We start from the raw sequence: 16,370 nt of genomic DNA, 5'->3' as shown, positions 1-16,370 counted from the left end.
GCGAGACCGACGGGCGAGAATGGACCGATCCTCCTCACGGCATGCGGCTTGGTCGCATATGCCCTGCACATGGCCTCGTCGCTCCTCATGCGCCCCAACGCGGGAAGCATCCGAGAGCTTCGCGACTTCATCGCCGGCCACGGCTACCGCCTCGAGGCGGTCCCCTCGTGAGCGTTGACGAGGCCATCGACGCGGCCATCGAGGCGCTCCCCGCCGACGTCGCTGACGCCATGGCAAGCCTCGACCAAGCGCGCGCTATCGGCTCCGCCTCGCCATCCGGCGCCGACTGGTCCGTATCGGCGAAGGCGGAGGCTACGACCACGAGCGCACCGTCTGCGGCCTTCAATGGCACCACATGACGCCCGAGGCCCGTATGGCTCACACGGCGCCCTCGTCGCCCGCGCGAGCCTCGCCCGACGCGACGCCGGCCAAAGCGCGGCAAGGTCGCCCGCCCGCTTCGCCCGCCGTCAGCAAGCCACCTGCCCCAAGGCCCGAGCCCGCGCTCGCTACATCGTCGTGTGCGGCTCGTGCGACGAGTCCCGCCCCACCACGAGCCCGCGCACCACGCCCGGCTACTGCCCGCCGTGCGCCGAGGATGCCGCCGTCCGTCGTGAGCAATCTGCCGCCCGAGCACGCAAGCGTGCCGCCTAGGGCCCCCGCGCTCTCGCCCTCGGGCGAGTAGCTCGCGCCGCGCCCACATCTTTAGCAAGGGCGCCCGCGAGAGGACGCGGCACGGCTGGGAACCGTTGCGCGGCGTCCCCTTCCACTCCTCTGCCATCACCCGTCATCGAAGCGGGCGGCAGAGTGCTCGCGGCTTGTGTGTGCAGGCGCGGCGAGAGTACGCCGCGGGTCACTCTTTCCCCGCGTGGCGTGAGCACCTGTTGCGTAGGAACCCGGCGAGGTGAGCGCACGGTCGGACGGGAATCCGGCGCGGCGCGCACGGCCCGCTCACCTAATGCTCAAGGTGGGCGGGCCCGCCTTCTCCTGCCTCAACCGTCTGAGCCGGCGCTTCGCTCTCGTGAGCTTCTTCGGCTGCGCTTGTCGCCGACAGTTCTCGCGGTTGTTCGGAGCGCACCGCTACGAGGGTTACCTCTTGGGGCGGCTCGTACGGATCGGCGAACGCCGTCACCACAGGCCCGAGAATGACGATCCCGGCAACTCCGCCAACGATCCAAAGAACGGCGGTCGGCGCCAGCCCGAACTGGTCCGAATTCACAAGGCGTTGCAACGCATCCTGCATTACGACGACGGCCCCGAGGCCGGCGAGGCCGTACACGATCCCCTGCGAGACCTTCAACGACTTGGGCGTCGCATCATGCCACTTCTTTACTGCCACGCGAGCCTCAAGAACGAGGGTCAGCGCGAGCACGGGCGCAATCTGAGCGACGGCGCCCCAGAATGCTCCCGGCGCACCTGAGGTTCCCATGGGGAGACCCTATCGGCCCCGTTCGGTTTCAACCCGACCCCTCCCGTTCGGCTCCCGGGGCGGCATAGCTTGTCCCCGTCGATCCGCATGGCCTCTGCTTTTGCCGCCCGCCCACTCCCTGCCCGCGCGCGCCCTCGAGCAGCAGGCGCCGTTCCGCGTTGTCCCTACCCAGCCGCCGATGCACTCGCAACATGCCCGATTCGCCTGGTCGCATCCCATACTCCGAGCGATATGGTCTTCGCCCTGCCGTGAGACTCGAGCGCCAGTTTCGCGCGCTGGACGACGACACTCGCGTGGGACTCTGGAACGCGATCTACGAGACGTTCGAGGAGGCTCACCAGAGTGCGCAGCACGCCATCTGGCTCGCCGCGCTCCGACGTCTTTACACGGATCACTACGGGGACCAGCTCGGACGGCCGGCCGAGGAGTACCAGCAAGATGCCTTCGAGCGGCTCCACATCGATATTGCGGGCGTCGACTGGGCGGACACCGCCGACGCTCTCGAAGCGCTCTACAACGCCCTGGCTGGGGCGAAGACCCGCACCCCCCTCCGCCGCCGTCCCAAGTTGGGGTCCCGGCGTGGGCGTGATTTCTCCTGGGCAAACACTCGCTAACACGTTCAAGTCTCGCGTCAACGCCGTCTTTGAGCGCTACCGAGTCGACCACCGCATGCGCAGAGGCGCGATGGATGACATCGGTGACGCCGTCGAGGTTAAAGCCGTGGACGTCGCGCTAGAAAGCCTGAACTCCTTCGACACAGCCCGCCGTCACCTCGAGGAGGCCATTCGCGACTTGAGCAATCGCGTGCCGCCGAGGCCGCTCAAGGCCGCGCGTGAGGCGGTCTTCGCCGACGAATCGGCCGCCCGTTGTGTGACAGGCGCCAGGAATCTCAGCGACGCCCTTGGTGATCTCAAGAGGCTCCGACCAGACCTGCACCCTGCACTCTTGGACGGCTGAAACAAGCTGTATGGCTGGAGAAACGACGGCGGCGGGCTCGGACAAGGCAACACTGAACTTACCGCGCGTCGCATGCACTCGCCCGATGGATGATCTGAGCGCCGCCGCATTCATCACGTACCTCGAGACTGACTACGAGCCCGTCAATATTGAATTGCCGAAGGCACCGTAGGCGCGAAGGCACTGTTCGCTCGACCCCAAGGGCCCATCGCCAACGCACTAATCAACACATCGGCCCGGGCCCCCTCGCCTTGAGGGGCGGAGGCTTTTCGAGGTTTTGCGGGCCGGGCAGCGGCGCTGCGCCGGAACCGTCGGCGCCGGCCGATAGTGTCCAATTCATGGACGTCGAGTGGGCCCTCGAGCAGCTTCGCAACTATCTGCATCTCAAGGAGCGAGTACCGCTCCCGAAGGAAGAACAGTCTCACAACCGAAAGACGCGCGCCCGTGGATCGGCGGAAGAGCTCCGGAACGCAGAACTCATCGTCGAAGCGATTTCACGCGCGGTCTACGAGGGCAGCCGGTTCTATGTGAACCCCGCGCTCGCAGAGCGGCTCGTCTGGGAATTGACGCAGGGCGACTCGGTACGCGAAAAGCTCGGCCTCGACGCCCCCCCGGCACCTACGATCAACGCGCACGGCCTTCATCCCTGGGTATGGGACGCCGCAATGCCACATTGGCAGAGCGGCAACCACCGCGCCGCTCTTTGGGCCGCCTCGATCAACGTGAACAGTCGCACGCAACGCAAGGTTGCCCGGCCGGAGATAGGCGAGAGCAAGCTCCTGCAAGAGGTCTTTGGCATCACGGATCCCGCACCTGGTCGGCCTCGACTCAGGCTCACCGACAAGAGCAACCCCGACCACTTCAAGGACGTCCACCTCGGCGCCAGCGCGCTGGGCCAGGGGCTGTACTCCGCTGTGCGAAACCCCATCAACCACATTGCCGAGGAGGACCATGACATGAGCGAGGCGGAAGCGCTCGAAGCTCTAGCGGGATTCAGCCTTCTTGCGCGCTGGATCGACCGCGCTGAGGTTGTTTCCGTAGATAAGTCACCGTCCTCCAATCCGGGGAGCGTCGAGAGTCATTCGCCTCTTCTTCCCCCTCGCTAACAATTAGCCCGCGCCGCCTGAACTCGGCTACCCGCGAGACGAAGGCCTCGCGCCGCGCGCGCTGGTACGGCGCCCACTCGTCGGGCCGGTCGGTTATGTCCACGCGGTCGCGATGCGGTCTCTCCCCCTGCGGGTCCCAGCCGCTCCGCAGCCCGGCCAACTCCGCCGATTCGTTGACCCGGTCGAGGTACTCGCACGCCTGCGCGTCGAGGCTCCCGCTTGCCGTTGCCTGCCTGCCTGCCACACTCTGGGCCTCCCATCCGCCTCGGGCCGGCCCGGCGAGGCTCTCAGGCTAGCGCCGTGGCCCGCGCAGTCGCCCCCCGTAACAGGCGCCGTCGCGCGTAACCCTCGGGATACCCTCGTTAACAGCCCGACACGAATGGGAGCCTGAGTTGGACTGGCAGACCTCCGAAGACACGGTGCCCTCGGCGCCTGTGACGGAGGCCGATGCGCGGCTCCTGCTCGGCCGTCCACCCGCCACCGGCGCGTGGCGCGACGGCGATCCCGCCGGCTACCGGCACTTCGCCGCGTTCGGCGCCTTCCGCACCGAGGGCGGCCGCGAACTTCCCGGGTACCGTCTCGCCTACGAGACGTGGGGCGAGCTCAACGCTGCGCGCGACAACGCCGTGCTCGTCCTCCACGCCCTCACCGGCGACAGCCACGTGCGGGGACCTGCCGGGCCGGGGCATCCCACCGCCGGCTGGTGGGGCGACATCGTCGGGCCGGGTGCGCCCATCGACACCGACGAGTGGTTCGTCATCGCACCGAACATGCTCGGCGGATGCCAGGGCTCGACGGGGCCCGCGAGCATCTCGCCCGACGGCTACGAGTGGGCGTCGCGGTTCCCGTACCTGACGATCCGCGACCAGGTCACGGCGCAGGTGCGCCTCGCCGACGCGCTCGGCATCGACCGCTGGGCGGCGGTGCTCGGCGGCTCGATGGGCGGCATGCACGCCCTGGAGTGGGCCGTCTCGCTCCCCGAACGCGTCGCGCGCGTCGGCATCCTGTCCGCCCCGCCCGTCAACACGGCCGACCAGATCGCCCTGAACTCCGTGCAGCTCGAGGCGATCTCCATCGACCCGCGCTTCCACGGCGGCGACTACTACGACGCCGACGCGGGGGACGGCCCGCACCGCGGCCTCGCCCTCGCGCGGCGCATGGCACTGCTCAACTACCGCAGCCCCACCGAGCTCAACCAGCGCTTCCAGCGCTCCTGGCAGTCGGGAGTCTCACCACTCGGCCACGGCGGCCGGTTCGCCGTCGCCTCGTACCTCGATTTCCACGGCAACCGATTCACGCGCCGCTTCGACGCCAACACCTACATCACGCTCGTCGAGGCGATGAACTCTCACGATGTCGGCCGCGACCGCGGCGGCGTCGAGGACGCCCTCGCGGGCGTCACGGCGACGGCCCTCGTGCTCGGCATCGACAGCGACCGGCTGTTCCCCATCGACGGGCAGCATCGCATCGCCCGCGGCATCCCGAACACTCTCGACGGCGATCGCGCCGTCGTGCTCACCAGCGACTTCGGCCACGACGGGTTCCTCATCGAGACCCACGCCGTCGGCATGCACCTGCGGCGGCTGCTCGCGGCCTAATCGGTGCGAGTGTAGATCCAGGGCAGGCTTCCGACCTCGAGCCGGTGGCGGGATGCTCCGCCCGCGGCGTCGCCGAGATACTCCGCGTCCTCCTGCCACAGCAGCATCGTGCCCGTCTCGCCCTTGCGTGCGACCGTCTCGAAGCGGCGGAGCCCGGCGAGGCGCAGAGCACCGACGAGCGCCTCGACATCGGGCTGACCGGCGAGCGTGTGCAGCGTGACCCAGGTCGGCGGGTACAGCGTGACCTCGCCGCGTCCGTGCCGCTCGAGGATCGCCGACGGGGCGACCCATTCGGCGTTCACGGCCTCGTCCGGCGAGAGCACGATCTCACCGGACCCCGCGCGCACGGCGAAGAACCACGTGCGGATGCGCAGCGGCAGGCCCGGCGGCGGATCCCAGACCGAGATCGTCCGGAGCGCATCGGGGTCGATCGTCAGCCCCGACTCCTCGAACGTCTCGCGCACGCCCGCGCGGCGCGCGGCATCCTCTTCCTCTTCGGCCCCGACGCGATCGCCGTCTTCGAGCTTGCCGCCCGGAAAGACCCACGCGCCGGCGAACGAGCCGCGATCGGGACGCTCGAGCATGAGCACCTCGGGCCCGGCAGGGCCGTCGCGCAGCACGACGACTGTCGCGGCGACGGGGACGTCGGGATCGGCGCCGTCCTCCGGAGTGCGCGGGCGCGCGGCGTCCGCGGCCTCGGCGAGGGCGCGCAGCGCCCGTTCTGCGGACGTCGGCTCTGACACCCGCTCAGCCTACGTCGGCGGCCGCCGGGGCTGCGGTCCGGAAAGCGCAGGCTTGCGGCATCCCGAATCTGCTGAACCCGGACCGCACGCGAAACCACCGACCGCGCTGCGCGCCTGAGGTCCAGCAAACCTCAGCGTCGCGGCATCCCGAACCTGCTGAACCCGGACCGCACCGGCGCGCGCGACGCCGGGCCGTGGCATCCCTCCGCATACAGGTCAAGGGGTGGATGCCGGGGCACAGGCGACGGCGCCGGCGTCAGACGACGGGCGGGCTCAGGCGACGGCGACGACCGGCCGCCGCGCGAGCGAGAAGCTGACGACGGCGAGCAGGAAGCCGGCTCCGGCGAGCGCGACGCCGACCCAGGCGGGCGCGACGAAGCCCCAGCCGACCGCGATGACCGCGCCGCCGAGGAAGGCGCCGAGGCTGTTGCCCATGTTGAGGGCGGAGTGGTTGAGCGCGGCGGCGATGGACTGGTTGTCTTCCGCGACGTCCATGAGGCGGGTCTGGATGGCGGGGCTCAGGCACGACGAGATGAATCCCGTCGCGAAGACGAAGACCGCGAGCGCCCAGATCCCCTGCGCCGACAGGGCGAGCGCCGTCTGCACGATCGCGAGCGCGATGAACCCGCCCAGCAGCGTGCGCTTGAGGTCGCGGTCGGCGACGACCCCGCCGACGAGATTGCCGGCGGTCATACCCAGACCCATGATGACGAGCACGATCGGCACGGTCCATGCGGGCGACCCCGCGACCTCGGTGACCATGGGCGCGACATAGCTGTAGACGGCGAAGAACCCGCCGAATCCGATCGCGCCGACGGCGAGCGTCAGCCAGACCTGGCCGATCTTGAAGACCCGGAGCTCGGCGCGGAACGTGCGGGCCTTGTCACCCTCGTGCTCGGGCACGAAGAACGCGATGCACACGGTCGCGAGCGCGAAGATCGCCGCGACGACGATGAAGGCGGCCCGCCAGCCGACCTGCTGCCCCAGGTAGGTGCCGAGCGGCACGCCGACGACGTTGGCGATCGTCAGTCCCGTGAGCACGAACGCGACGCCCTTGGCCCGTTTGCCAGGGCCCAGCACGTCGGCGGCGACGAGCGCGCCGATGCCGAAGTAGGCGCCGTGCGGGAGGCCCGCGAGGAACCGGGATGCCGCGACCAGGCCGAAGCTCGGAAGGATGAAGGTGAGCGCATTGAAGACCGTGAGGGCCAGCGCGAGCCCGATCATGACGCGGTGGCGCGGGTACTTCGCGACGGCGCCCGCGATCGTGGGGGCACCCACGACGACGCCGAGGGCGTAGAGCGAGATGAGCCAGCCGGCCTGGGCGATGGCGTCTTCCTGATTCGCCGCCCACTGCACGGGGAGCAGGTCCTGCGCGATGTTCGGCAGCAGGCCCATGACGACGAACTCGGTCATGCCGATGCCGAAGCTGCCGACGGCGAGGGAGAGGAGCGCCCACGTCGCCGCCCCCCTCGAGAGAGTCGAGGAGGTCATGCGGTCATGCTACCGGCGGACGAGGCATCCTGTCGAATCGATTCGAGCGGGTGCCGCGGCGCCGGGTCGTCACGCCTCTTCGAGCGAGGATCCCTCGTCGGCGAGCGCCTCCTCGAGGCGGTCGATCTTCGCGTCGAGCTCGCCGGTGAAGCCCGGCCGGATGTCTGCCTTCAGCACGAGCGAGACGCGCGAGCCGAAGGGCAGCACGGCCTCGGTCGCACGCTTGACGACGTCGAAGACCTCGTCCCACTCCCCCTCGATCTCGGTGAACATCGACGTCGTGCGCGACGACAGCCCGCTCTCGCGGACGATGCGCACGGCCGCCGCGACGGCGTCGTGCACCGAGCCGTCGGCGCGGCCGGTGCCGCTCGGAGCGACGGAGAAGGCGACGAGCATGGGTTCCTCCCGAGGGGTCAGGCGAGGGCTTTGGCGCGACGCGCGGCGTGCACGTGCGGATGGATCTGCACACGCGTGAGGCGAGCGACCATCCACACGAACAGCACCACGAGCAGCGCGTTGCGGATCGTGAGCAGCGATGCGGGGAACGGCCACGCGAGCAGGAGCGAGTAGTACGCGAGGGGGTACACCCCGAGCGTGAAGCCGGCGATGACCAGGCCCAGCGTCGCAGGCTTCCACCACCGGTGCCGGTCGATGACGAGGCCGACCACGAGCGGCGCGGCGATCCAGGTCATGTACTGCGGCGAGCCGACCTTGTTGAAGACGATGAAGGCGAGCACGAGGCCGAGCGAGAGGGCGGGGAAGAGCGCCGCGAAGCTCGCTCCGCGCCACGCCTTGTAGGCGCCGATCGCGGCAACGGTGCCGACCGCGAGCACGAGGAGGGGCGTCATGACGGCGATGAGCGCGTCGACCCCGGGGCCCGTGACCTGGAAGGTCAGCAGATCCTGGTCGTAGTAGATGAACGAGCCGGGCATACTCGCGACGGCCTGCCACAGGTAGAACGAGCTGATGGGCGCCTCGAGCTGCAGACCGCGGTCGGTCTGATCGCCCACGAAGCCGAAGAGATTGGCACCGCCGCCCGCCGCGAGGACGACCGCGATGACGGCGGCCGAGACGGCGATCGCGCCCCCGAGCACGGCGAGGCGTCGCCGCACGGCGATGAGGGCGGCGGCGATGAGTGCCGCGGGCCAGACCTTGATCCACGTCGCGACCGCGAGCAGGGCAGACCCGAGCCACGGGCGGCCGACGAGCCACAGCGACCCGGCGAGCGCGAGGGGCACCGTGATGCCGTCGAGCCGGTACATCCCGACCGGACCGAGCACGGCGATGAAGGCGAGCCAGAACCAGGCGCCGACCCAGCGTCCCGTCGATCGTCCGCGGCCGACGAGCATCGCGAACGCGAGGGCGTCACTGAGGGTGACGAGGATGGCCCAGCCGACCTCGTATCCCGCGATCCAGGCGAACGCGTGCGCGAGCACCATGGGCACGAGGGCGAGCTGCGGATACACCCACGACTCGGTGATCCCGACGATTCCGCGGCCCTCGATCGCCTCCAGGGACCACGGCTCGTAGACCCGGTAGACATCGCCCATCGGCTCGTTCGGAAGGAGGAATCCGAGCACCGCGACGGACACATGCACGACGACGAACGCGATCCACAGCACGGCCCGCCTCGACACCCGTCCATCCTACGGTGGGCACCCCAGCGTTCCCTGACCGGCCCGGGCGGCGAGGGATGCCTCACCCGGGCGCGTCAGGCGCGGGCCAGCACCTCCGCGACGGCGCGGGGCAGCGCATCGGCGACGTCGAGCGCCGTGATGGGACCGCCGACGGAGTCGAACCGGGCGGCGAGGGTCGCGGCGCGGCCGTGCAGCCACGCGCCGGATGCCGCGAGCGGGCCGAGGGACTCGGCATCCACGTCTCCCCCGGCGGCTGCGCCGGCCACGAGGGCGCCGATCACTCCACCCAGCACGTCGCCCGTGCCGGCGGTCGCGAGCCACGGCGTGCCGGCGTCGACGACGGCGGTCCAGCCCGACGGCGTCGCGACGATCGTCTCGGAGCCCTTGAGCAGCACGGCTCCGCCGAGCGCGGCCGCCGTCTCGCGGGCGGCGACCGCCCGGTCGTCGACGTCCTCCGAGAGCCCCAGCGCCGAGCGGAGCTTCGCGTGCTCGCGTGCGTGCGGCGTCACGACGACCGGCGCCGTCGCGGCGACGACGAGGTCGAGGGCGCCCGCATCGACGACGACGGGTGCGTCGCCGGCGAGAATGCCGCGCAGGGCATGCGTCTCGTCGCCTCGTCGTGAGGAAGCATCGGTTCCCGATCCGATCAGCCACGCCTGCACACGGCCGTCCTGGGTGACGGTCTCGGGGCGCCGCTGCAGCACGAGGTCGCGTGCGGATCCGACGTAGCGGACCATCCCGAGGCCCGTGCGCCACGCGGCCTCGACGCCGAGCACCGCCGCACCGGGGTACTCGGCCGAGCCCGTCCTGATGCCGAGCACGCCCCGGGAATACTTGTCGTCGGCGGCCGTTGGCCTCCGAAGGGCCCCGGCGACGTCCGAGGCCGTCCACGATCCGACCATGGCCACACCCTATCCGCGCAGGAGCGCCCAATGACCTCCCTCCTCTTCTCGCCCGTCACGATCCGCGGACTCGACGTTCGCAACCGGCTCTGGGTGGCGCCGATGTGCCAGTACAGCGCCGTCGAGGGCGTCCCGCAGGAGTGGCACCACACTCACCTCGCGCAATTCGCCTCCGGCGGTGCGGGCATCGTCGTCGCCGAGGCGACCGCCGTCTCGCCCGAGGGTCGCATCTCCCCGGAGGACACCGGCATCTGGACCGACGAGCAGCGCGACGCCTGGGCACCGATCGCGGCGGCCATCAAGGCGCGCGGCGCCGTTGCGGCGCTGCAGCTCGCCCACGCGGGACGCAAGGCCTCGACGTGGTCGCCGTTCTCGGACCACCACGGCTCGGTGCCCGTGGAGCAGGGCGGGTGGCCGACGGTGGCGCCCTCCGCCATCGCCTTCGAGGGGTATGCGGAGCCCGCCCAGCTCGACGAAGCCGGAATGGACCGGGTCGTCGCGGACTTCGAGGCCGCCACGCACCGCGCCCTCGACGCCGGCTTCGAGCTGCTCGAGATCCACGCCGCGCACGGCTACCTGCTGCACCAGTTCCTCTCGCCGCTGTCGAACCTCCGCACCGACGAGTACGGCGGCTCGCTCGAGAACCGCGCGCGGCTCCTCCTGCGGGTCGTGGATGCCGTGCGCGCGGCCGCTCCCGACGTGCCGCTGTTCGTGCGCTTCTCCGCGACCGACTGGGCCGAGGGCGGCTGGACCGTCGACGAGACCGCCGTCGTCGCGGGGTGGGTCGCCGAGCGCGGCGTCGACTTCTTCGACATCTCCAGCGGCGGCAACGTCGCGCACCAGCGCATCGTGCCCGGCCCCGGGTACCAGGTGCACCTGGCCGACCACGTGCGCAAGACCGCCGGGGTGCCCGTGAGCGCGGTCGGTCTCATCGACGACGCGCGCCAGGCCGAGGCGGTCCTCCAGCGCGGCGAGGCCGATGCGATCATGGCCGCGCGGGAATGGCTCCGCGATCCGCACTTCGCGCTGCGCGCCGCCGGTGAGCTCGGCGCCGACATCGACTACTGGCCGAAGCAGTACGTGCGGGCGCGCCCGCGTCGCTGAGCTCGCCTCCCCAGAATCGGGCCATTCCACCGGATTCGGATGCCTCACGGCATGTCGGTCCGAATCCGGTGGAATCGTCCGGGGTTCGGGGACGCGGTCGCCGGCTCAGCGCCGGCCGCGCCGCGTCGCGTCCTGGATCTCGCCGATCAGCTCTTCGATGATGTCCTCGAGGAAGAGCACGGCCGTCGTCCGGCCCGTGGTGTCGCGCACCTGCGCGAGGTGACGGCCTGCCCGGCGCATGAGCGCGAGGGCGTCTTCCAGGTCCGTCGTCTCGAGCACCGGCACCATGTGGTGGATGCGCTTGGCCGGAAGCGGCCGAACGACGTCGGTCTCGGCATCCGGTCCCTCCGCCGCCCGGAGGACGTCCTTGAGGTGCACATATCCGCGCGGTGCGCCGTCGTCGCCGACGATCACGTACCGCGAGAATCCATGCTTCGCGACGGCGCGCTCGATCTCGTCGGCGGTCGTCAGCTCCGGGAGCGTCACGAGGTCGGCGAGGGGCACCGCGATGTCCTTGGCCTTCTTGTCTGTGAACTCCACCGCCGCCGCGACGGTTCCTGTCGCGTCGTCGAGCACGCCCTCGATGCGCGACTGGTTGACGATCGTCGCGACCTCGTCGAGCGTGAAGGTCGAGCTCGCCTCGGCCTTCGGCTCGACGCGGAACAGCCGCAGCACGCTGTTGGAGATCCAGTTGAGCGACACGATGACCGGGTGGAAGATCTTCGACACCCACACGAGCGGGGTCGCGAGCATCAGCACGGCGCGGTCGGGCAGCGAGAACGCCATGTTCTTCGGCACCATCTCGCCGAACACGACGTGCAGGTACGACACGAGCACGAGCGCGACGATGAACGCGATGACATCGACGGCGGCTTCGCTGAGGCCGGTGAGACCCAGCGGCGCGGCGAGCAGATGGTGGATCGCCGGCTCGGAGACGTTCAGGATCAGCAGCGAGCAGATCGTGATCCCCAACTGCGACGTCGCGAGCATGAGGGTCGCGTGCTCCATCGCGAACAGGGCCGTCTTGGCCGACCGCGACCCCTTCTCGGCGAGCGGCTCGATCTGCGATCGGCGCGCCGAGATGACGGCGAACTCCGCGCCCACGAAGAAGGCGTTCGCGACGAGCAGCACGAACAGCCAGGCAAGGCCGGCCCAGTCGCTCATCGGTCGCCCCCGTCCTCATCGGCCCCTTCGGGCATGGGCGTGGGGGTGAAGCGCACGCGGTCGACGCGGCGGCCGTCCATGCGCTGCACCGCGAGGGTGCCGTCCTCGATCTCGACGGCGTCGCCGACGGCCGGGATGCGCTCGAGCTCGCTCATGAGATAGCCGCCGACGGTGTCGTAGACCTCGCCTTCGGGCACGCGGATGCCGGTGCGGTCGAGCAGCTCGTCGGGCCGCAGCTCGCCCGGGAAGACGACGCCTCCGTCGATCCGCACGATGCCCGCGCGGCGCCGGTCGTGCTCGTCGAGCACTTCCCCGACGATCTCCTCGACGAGGTCTTCCAGCGTCACGACGCCGGCCGTCCCGCCGTACTCGTCGACGACGATCGCCATCTGGTAGCCGCGGGCGCGCAGCTCCGACACGAGGGCGTCGAGGTGCACGGCTTCGGGCACGCGCAGCGGCTCGCTCGCGAGCGCCGCGACAGGCACGTCCGATCGGCGCTCTCGCGGGACGCCGACGGCGGCCTTGAGGTGCACGATGCCGACGATGTCGTCGAGCGAGTCGTCGTAGACGGGGAAGCGGCTGTGGCCCGTGCGGCGTGCGAGCTGGATCGCATCCTCCGCCGAGTCGCCCGCCGCGAGCGCGTGCAGGCTCGGGCGGGGGGTCATGACGTCGGCGGCCGTGAGGCGTGCGAACGTGAGGCTGCGATCGAGCAGCGTCGCCGTGTCCTCCTCGAGCACGCCGGCGCTCGCGGAGCGGCGCACGAGGCTCGAGAGCTCCTCGGCGGTGCGGGCCCCGGACAGCTCCTCCTTGGGCTCGATGCCGATCGCCCGGAGCACTCCGTTCGCGCTGCCGTTGAGCACGACGATGGCCGGCCGGAAGACCGTCGTGAAGCCCACCTGGAACGGCAGCACGAGCTTCGCCGTCTGGCGGGGGAGCGCGAGGGCGAAGTTCTTCGGCACGAGCTCGCCGAGGATCATCGACAGGACCGTCGCGACCGTGATGCCGATGAAGACCGACACAGGCCCGACGACGCCCGCGGGCAGCCCCCACGCAGTGAAGACGGGGGCGAGCAGGCTCGAGATCGCCGGCTCCATCGTGTAACCCGTGAGCAGCGTCGTGAGGGTGATGCCCAGCTGCGCGCTCGACAGGTGCGTCGAGGTGATCTTGAGGGCGCTGATGGTGAGCGACAGGCGGGATTCACCGCGCTCGCGTCGCGCTTCGAGGTCGGCTCGGTCGAGGTTGACGAGGGCGAACTCGCTCGCGACGAAGAGTCCGGTGCCGATAGTGAGCAGAAGCCCCACGCCCAGCATGACGTACTCCATCACGCATCACCCCCCATCGTGGTGGGTGCGGGTCGGTGGGGCGATCGTCTGTGACTAGGAGGGTCGTCCATCGTGCGCCTCAGTCTACGGCAGGCCGTTCCGCGGCGCTTCGGTGCGGGACGGGGCATCCGCCTGTCAAGCCCCGTGTTGCGGGCGAGGCGCTCTCGCAGACTGGAGTTCCTCGCCATCCGAGCACGTGCGGCGACCAGGAGGAGCGATGAGCACGACGGACCAGCGGCAGAACACGCGCGAAGGAGAAGCGCCCGATGCCGAAGCGCGCTCGAAGCCCGACCGGCTGGGAGAGATCGAGAAGCGTTCGTGGAAGTACGTCTTCGGCAAGACCCTCCGGGAGTTCTCGGACGACCAGTGCACCGACATCGCGGCTGCGCTCACGTATTACGCCGTGCTCTCGTTCTTCCCCGCGCTCATCGCGATCTTCTCGATCCTCGGCGTGCTGGGGCAGGGCAAGGACGCCGCGCGGCAGATCACGGGCGTCGTCCAGAGCGTCGCGCCAGACGCGGCGGACGCGCTCAGCGGTCCGATCCACGACATGGCGACCTCGAATGCCGCGGGGTTCGCGCTCATCACGGGCGTCGTCCTGGCCATCTGGGCCGCCTCGGGGTACGTCGGGGCGTTCAGCCGCGCCATGAACCGGATCTACGAGATCGACGAGGGCCGTCCGTTCTGGAAGCTCAAGCCGGCGCAGCTGCTCGTGACGATCATCGGGATCGCGATGGTCACGGTCGCGATGATCATCCTCGTCGTCTCCGGACCCGTCGCTCAGTCTGTGGGCGATGTGCTCGGAGTCGGGGATGCGGCGACCACGGCGTGGGAGATCGTGAAATGGCCGGTCCTCGCGTTCATCGTCGTGCTGATGGTCGCGATCCTCTATTACGCGACCCCGAACGCGAAGCAGCCGAAGTTCCGATGGATCAGCATGGGCGCGCTGCTCGCGATCCTCATCCTGACGCTCGCGACCGTGGCATTCGGCATCTACGTCACGAACTTCTCGCATTACGACCGCACCTACGGCTCACTCGCGGGCGTCGTGATCTTCCTTCTCTGGCTCTACATCGCGAACCTCGCCCTGCTGTTCGGGGCGGAATTCGACGCAGAGCTCGAGCGCGGCCGCCAGCTGCAGGGCGGCATCGCCGCGGAGGAGAACATCCAGCTGCCGCTGCGGGACGACCGCAACGTGAAGAAGGCCGAGAAGACCGAGCGGAAAGAGGTCGAGGAGGGGCGGGAGATCCGCGAGGCCCACTCGGAAGGCGATGACGATGGGCCGCGCGACACTACCAGCTGACCGGGAGCGCCTTGCCCTCCTCGTAGCCGGCCGCCGACTGCAGACCCACACGCGCACGCTCGTGGAACTCGGCGACCGTCGCGGCACCCGCATACGTGAACGACGAGCGCACGCCCGACGTGATCATGTCGAGCAGGTCCTCCAGCCCTGGGCGCAGCGGGTCGAGGTAGATCCTCGACGAGGAGATGCCCTCCGCGAAGAGCTCCTTGCGCGCGAGCTCGTACGGGTCGAGGCGTCCGAAGCGCTCGTGCACGGCCTTCGTCGAGGCCATGCCCCACGACTCCTTGTAGGCACGCCCGGACCCGTCGACCTGAAGCTCTCCCGGCGCTTCGATCGTGCCCGCGAACCACGAGCCGATCATGACCGATGCCGCGCCCGCCGCGAGCGCGAGCGCGACGTCGCGCGGGTAGCGCACGCCTCCGTCCGCCCACACGTGCGCACCCATGATGCGCGCGGCTTCGGCGGTCTCGAGCACGGCCGAGAACTGGGGGCGGCCCACGGCCGTCATCATGCGGGTCGTGCACATCGCCCCGGGACCGACGCCGACCTTGAGGATGTCGGCGCCCGCCGTCACGAGGTCGTGCACGCCTTCGGCGGAGACGATGTTGCCTGCGGCGATCGGGATGCCGAGACCGAGCTCCGACACGATGCGCAGCGCCGCGAGCATGCCCTCCTGGTGACCGTGCGCCGTGTCGACGACGAGCACGTCGACGCCCGCCGCGGCGAGCGCCTGCGCCTTCGACGCGACGTCGCCGTTGATGCCGACGGCGGCGGCCACGATGAGCCGCCCGTCCGCGTCGACGGCGGGACGGTAGATGTTCGAGCGCAGCGCGCTGCGACGCGACAGCGTGCCGACGAGGAAGCCGTGATGGAGCACGCAGACGGTCTCAGCGTCCGCGCCCACGATGAGGTCGAAGGCGTGCCGGGGCGTCTCGACGTCGTCGGCGTCGATCGACGCGACGCGCGCGCGGGCGAGGTCGCCGAGGCGCGCGTCGGGCAGAGCCGTGCCGAGGCGGGTCGCGGGCACGACGCCGAGGATCTCCTCGATCCTCAGGCCCTCGGCGTGCGAGGGGGCGGAGGCGACGACGATGCCGTGGCCCTCCGTCGCCGGCAGCAGTCGCGCGGCGTCGGCGACGGTCGCCTCGGGCGGCAGGACGAGCGGGGTGTCCCACACGGCGGGCTGCGCCTTGACCCAGCGGATCGCGGCATCCAGCTCCTGCAGGGGCATGTCCTGCGGCAGCACGCCGAGACCGCCCCGGCGCGCGAGGGTGGCCGCGAGGCGGGCCCCCGTGACCGAGTTCATGTTCGCCGACACCAGCGGGATCGTCGCGGGGGTGCCGTCGCCGGGGGCGAGGTCGACGTCGAGCCGACTCGTCACCGCCGATCTGCGCGGCACGAGGAAGACATCCGAATAGGTCAGATCGACGTCTGGCCGCTCACCATAGAACTCCACGCTCATAAAGGGTAGTGATTCTTCGCTGTGCGAATAATGATGTCGATTCCTGCGCCCCCAGGCCTTCTGACCCCGGGGAAGGGACAGCAGACTGGGTTAGGCTTAACAGTCGTGCGTGTGGGCGGCGAGCTGCCCCGCACGTTCAGCAATCTTCACCGATGAAA

General features: G+C 70.2%; 16 protein-coding genes. 7 read left to right on the top strand and 9 right to left on the bottom strand.

Annotated features, from left to right (window positions below):
* Positions 1-167 precede the first annotated feature (167 nt).
* Entirely contained in the window at positions 168-359 is a 192-nt protein-coding gene (locus ACH3VR_RS10700) for a hypothetical protein (protein WP_396640773.1), read from the top strand.
* 593 nt (positions 360-952) lie between these two features.
* Here the strand turns inward: ACH3VR_RS10700 and ACH3VR_RS10695 are convergent.
* Positions 953-1,426: a hypothetical protein gene (locus ACH3VR_RS10695; RefSeq protein WP_396640772.1), complete on the bottom strand. Its 474-nt coding sequence runs from the start codon at positions 1,424-1,426 to the stop codon at positions 953-955.
* A gap of 293 nt (positions 1,427-1,719) precedes the next feature.
* Between ACH3VR_RS10695 and ACH3VR_RS10690 the strand changes: the two genes are divergently transcribed.
* The 4 genes from ACH3VR_RS10690 (at position 1,720) to metX (ending at position 5,087) form a co-directional block, all read left to right on the top strand.
* Positions 1,720-2,040, top strand: a complete 321-nt coding sequence (locus tag ACH3VR_RS10690; RefSeq protein WP_396640771.1) for a hypothetical protein — start codon at positions 1,720-1,722, stop codon at positions 2,038-2,040.
* A 70-nt stretch (positions 2,041-2,110) separates the two neighbouring features.
* A complete protein-coding gene (locus tag ACH3VR_RS10685; RefSeq protein ID WP_396640770.1) occupies positions 2,111-2,383 on the top strand; it encodes a hypothetical protein in 273 nt (90 codons plus the stop codon).
* A gap of 338 nt (positions 2,384-2,721) precedes the next feature.
* A complete protein-coding gene (locus ACH3VR_RS10680; RefSeq protein ID WP_396640769.1) occupies positions 2,722-3,489 on the top strand; it encodes a TIGR02391 family protein in 768 nt (255 codons plus the stop codon).
* Between the two features lie 392 nt (positions 3,490-3,881).
* The gene (metX, locus tag ACH3VR_RS10675; RefSeq protein WP_396640768.1) at positions 3,882-5,087 is read left to right on the top strand and encodes a homoserine O-acetyltransferase MetX; all 1,206 of its coding nucleotides are present in this window, start codon (positions 3,882-3,884) and stop codon (positions 5,085-5,087) included.
* On the opposite strand, the gene ACH3VR_RS10670 is transcribed toward metX, so the two are convergent.
* The 5 genes from ACH3VR_RS10670 to ACH3VR_RS10650 form a co-directional block, all read right to left on the bottom strand.
* Positions 5,084-5,830: an NUDIX hydrolase gene (locus tag ACH3VR_RS10670; protein ID WP_396640767.1), complete on the bottom strand. Its 747-nt coding sequence runs from the start codon at positions 5,828-5,830 to the stop codon at positions 5,084-5,086. The genes metX and ACH3VR_RS10670 overlap by 4 nt on opposite strands.
* Before the next feature lie 273 nt (positions 5,831-6,103).
* The gene (locus ACH3VR_RS10665; RefSeq protein ID WP_396640766.1) at positions 6,104-7,321 is read right to left on the bottom strand and encodes an MFS transporter; all 1,218 of its coding nucleotides are present in this window, start codon (positions 7,319-7,321) and stop codon (positions 6,104-6,106) included.
* A gap of 69 nt (positions 7,322-7,390) precedes the next feature.
* Entirely contained in the window at positions 7,391-7,717 is a 327-nt protein-coding gene (locus ACH3VR_RS10660) for a thiamine-binding protein (RefSeq protein WP_396640765.1), read from the bottom strand.
* 17 nt (positions 7,718-7,734) lie between these two features.
* Positions 7,735-8,958: a glycosyltransferase 87 family protein gene (locus ACH3VR_RS10655; protein ID WP_396640764.1), complete on the bottom strand. Its 1,224-nt coding sequence runs from the start codon at positions 8,956-8,958 to the stop codon at positions 7,735-7,737.
* Between the two features lie 74 nt (positions 8,959-9,032).
* Entirely contained in the window at positions 9,033-9,860 is an 828-nt protein-coding gene (locus ACH3VR_RS10650; protein WP_396640763.1) for an ADP-dependent NAD(P)H-hydrate dehydratase, read from the bottom strand.
* 30 nt (positions 9,861-9,890) lie between these two features.
* Between ACH3VR_RS10650 and ACH3VR_RS10645 the strand changes: the two genes are divergently transcribed.
* Positions 9,891-10,964 (top strand): NADH:flavin oxidoreductase/NADH oxidase, encoded by a 1,074-nt coding sequence (locus tag ACH3VR_RS10645; RefSeq protein ID WP_396640762.1) that lies wholly within the window; start codon positions 9,891-9,893, stop codon positions 10,962-10,964.
* A 105-nt stretch (positions 10,965-11,069) separates the two neighbouring features.
* On the opposite strand, the gene ACH3VR_RS10640 is transcribed toward ACH3VR_RS10645, so the two are convergent.
* Both ACH3VR_RS10640 and ACH3VR_RS10635 read right to left on the bottom strand, forming a co-directional pair.
* On the bottom strand, positions 11,070-12,128 hold the full coding sequence (locus tag ACH3VR_RS10640; RefSeq protein WP_396640761.1) for a hemolysin family protein: 1,059 nt from the start codon (positions 12,126-12,128) through the stop codon (positions 11,070-11,072).
* On the bottom strand, positions 12,125-13,450 hold the full coding sequence (locus ACH3VR_RS10635) for a hemolysin family protein (RefSeq protein ID WP_397556505.1): 1,326 nt from the start codon (positions 13,448-13,450) through the stop codon (positions 12,125-12,127). Before ACH3VR_RS10635 ends, ACH3VR_RS10640 begins: the two co-directional genes overlap by 4 nt.
* 217 nt (positions 13,451-13,667) lie before the next feature.
* Here ACH3VR_RS10635 and ACH3VR_RS10630 point away from each other — a divergent pair, with 217 nt between their 5' ends.
* Positions 13,668-14,753, top strand: a complete 1,086-nt coding sequence (locus tag ACH3VR_RS10630; protein ID WP_396640760.1) for a YihY/virulence factor BrkB family protein — start codon at positions 13,668-13,670, stop codon at positions 14,751-14,753.
* Here the strand turns inward: ACH3VR_RS10630 and guaB1 are convergent.
* On the bottom strand, positions 14,743-16,206 hold the full coding sequence (guaB1, locus tag ACH3VR_RS10625) for a GMP reductase (RefSeq protein WP_397556504.1): 1,464 nt from the start codon (positions 16,204-16,206) through the stop codon (positions 14,743-14,745). The genes ACH3VR_RS10630 and guaB1 overlap by 11 nt on opposite strands.
* Between the last annotated feature and the right edge of the window lie 164 nt (positions 16,207-16,370).

The sequence above is a fragment of the Microbacterium alkaliflavum genome (assembly GCF_044325405.1).
GTDB lineage: Bacteria > Actinomycetota > Actinomycetes > Actinomycetales > Microbacteriaceae > Microbacterium > Microbacterium alkaliflavum.
Note: the sequence above shows the minus strand (reverse complement) of the source record. Positions and strands in the feature narration are given on the sequence as shown.

Coding starts and splice junctions, on each gene's coding strand:
- ACH3VR_RS10695 (WP_396640772.1), bottom strand. CDS start 1,426: ATGGGAACCTCAGGTGCGCCGGGAGCATTCTGGGGCGCCGTCGCTCAG.
- ACH3VR_RS10685 (WP_396640770.1), top strand. CDS start 2,111: ATGGATGACATCGGTGACGCCGTCGAGGTTAAAGCCGTGGACGTCGCG.
- ACH3VR_RS10680 (WP_396640769.1), top strand. CDS start 2,722: ATGGACGTCGAGTGGGCCCTCGAGCAGCTTCGCAACTATCTGCATCTC.
- ACH3VR_RS10665 (WP_396640766.1), bottom strand. CDS start 7,321: ATGACCTCCTCGACTCTCTCGAGGGGGGCGGCGACGTGGGCGCTCCTC.
- ACH3VR_RS10660 (WP_396640765.1), bottom strand. CDS start 7,717: ATGCTCGTCGCCTTCTCCGTCGCTCCGAGCGGCACCGGCCGCGCCGAC.
- ACH3VR_RS10650 (WP_396640763.1), bottom strand. CDS start 9,860: ATGGTCGGATCGTGGACGGCCTCGGACGTCGCCGGGGCCCTTCGGAGG.
- ACH3VR_RS10645 (WP_396640762.1), top strand. CDS start 9,891: ATGACCTCCCTCCTCTTCTCGCCCGTCACGATCCGCGGACTCGACGTT.
- ACH3VR_RS10640 (WP_396640761.1), bottom strand. CDS start 12,128: ATGAGCGACTGGGCCGGCCTTGCCTGGCTGTTCGTGCTGCTCGTCGCG.
- ACH3VR_RS10635 (WP_397556505.1), bottom strand. CDS start 13,450: ATGGAGTACGTCATGCTGGGCGTGGGGCTTCTGCTCACTATCGGCACC.
- ACH3VR_RS10630 (WP_396640760.1), top strand. CDS start 13,668: ATGAGCACGACGGACCAGCGGCAGAACACGCGCGAAGGAGAAGCGCCC.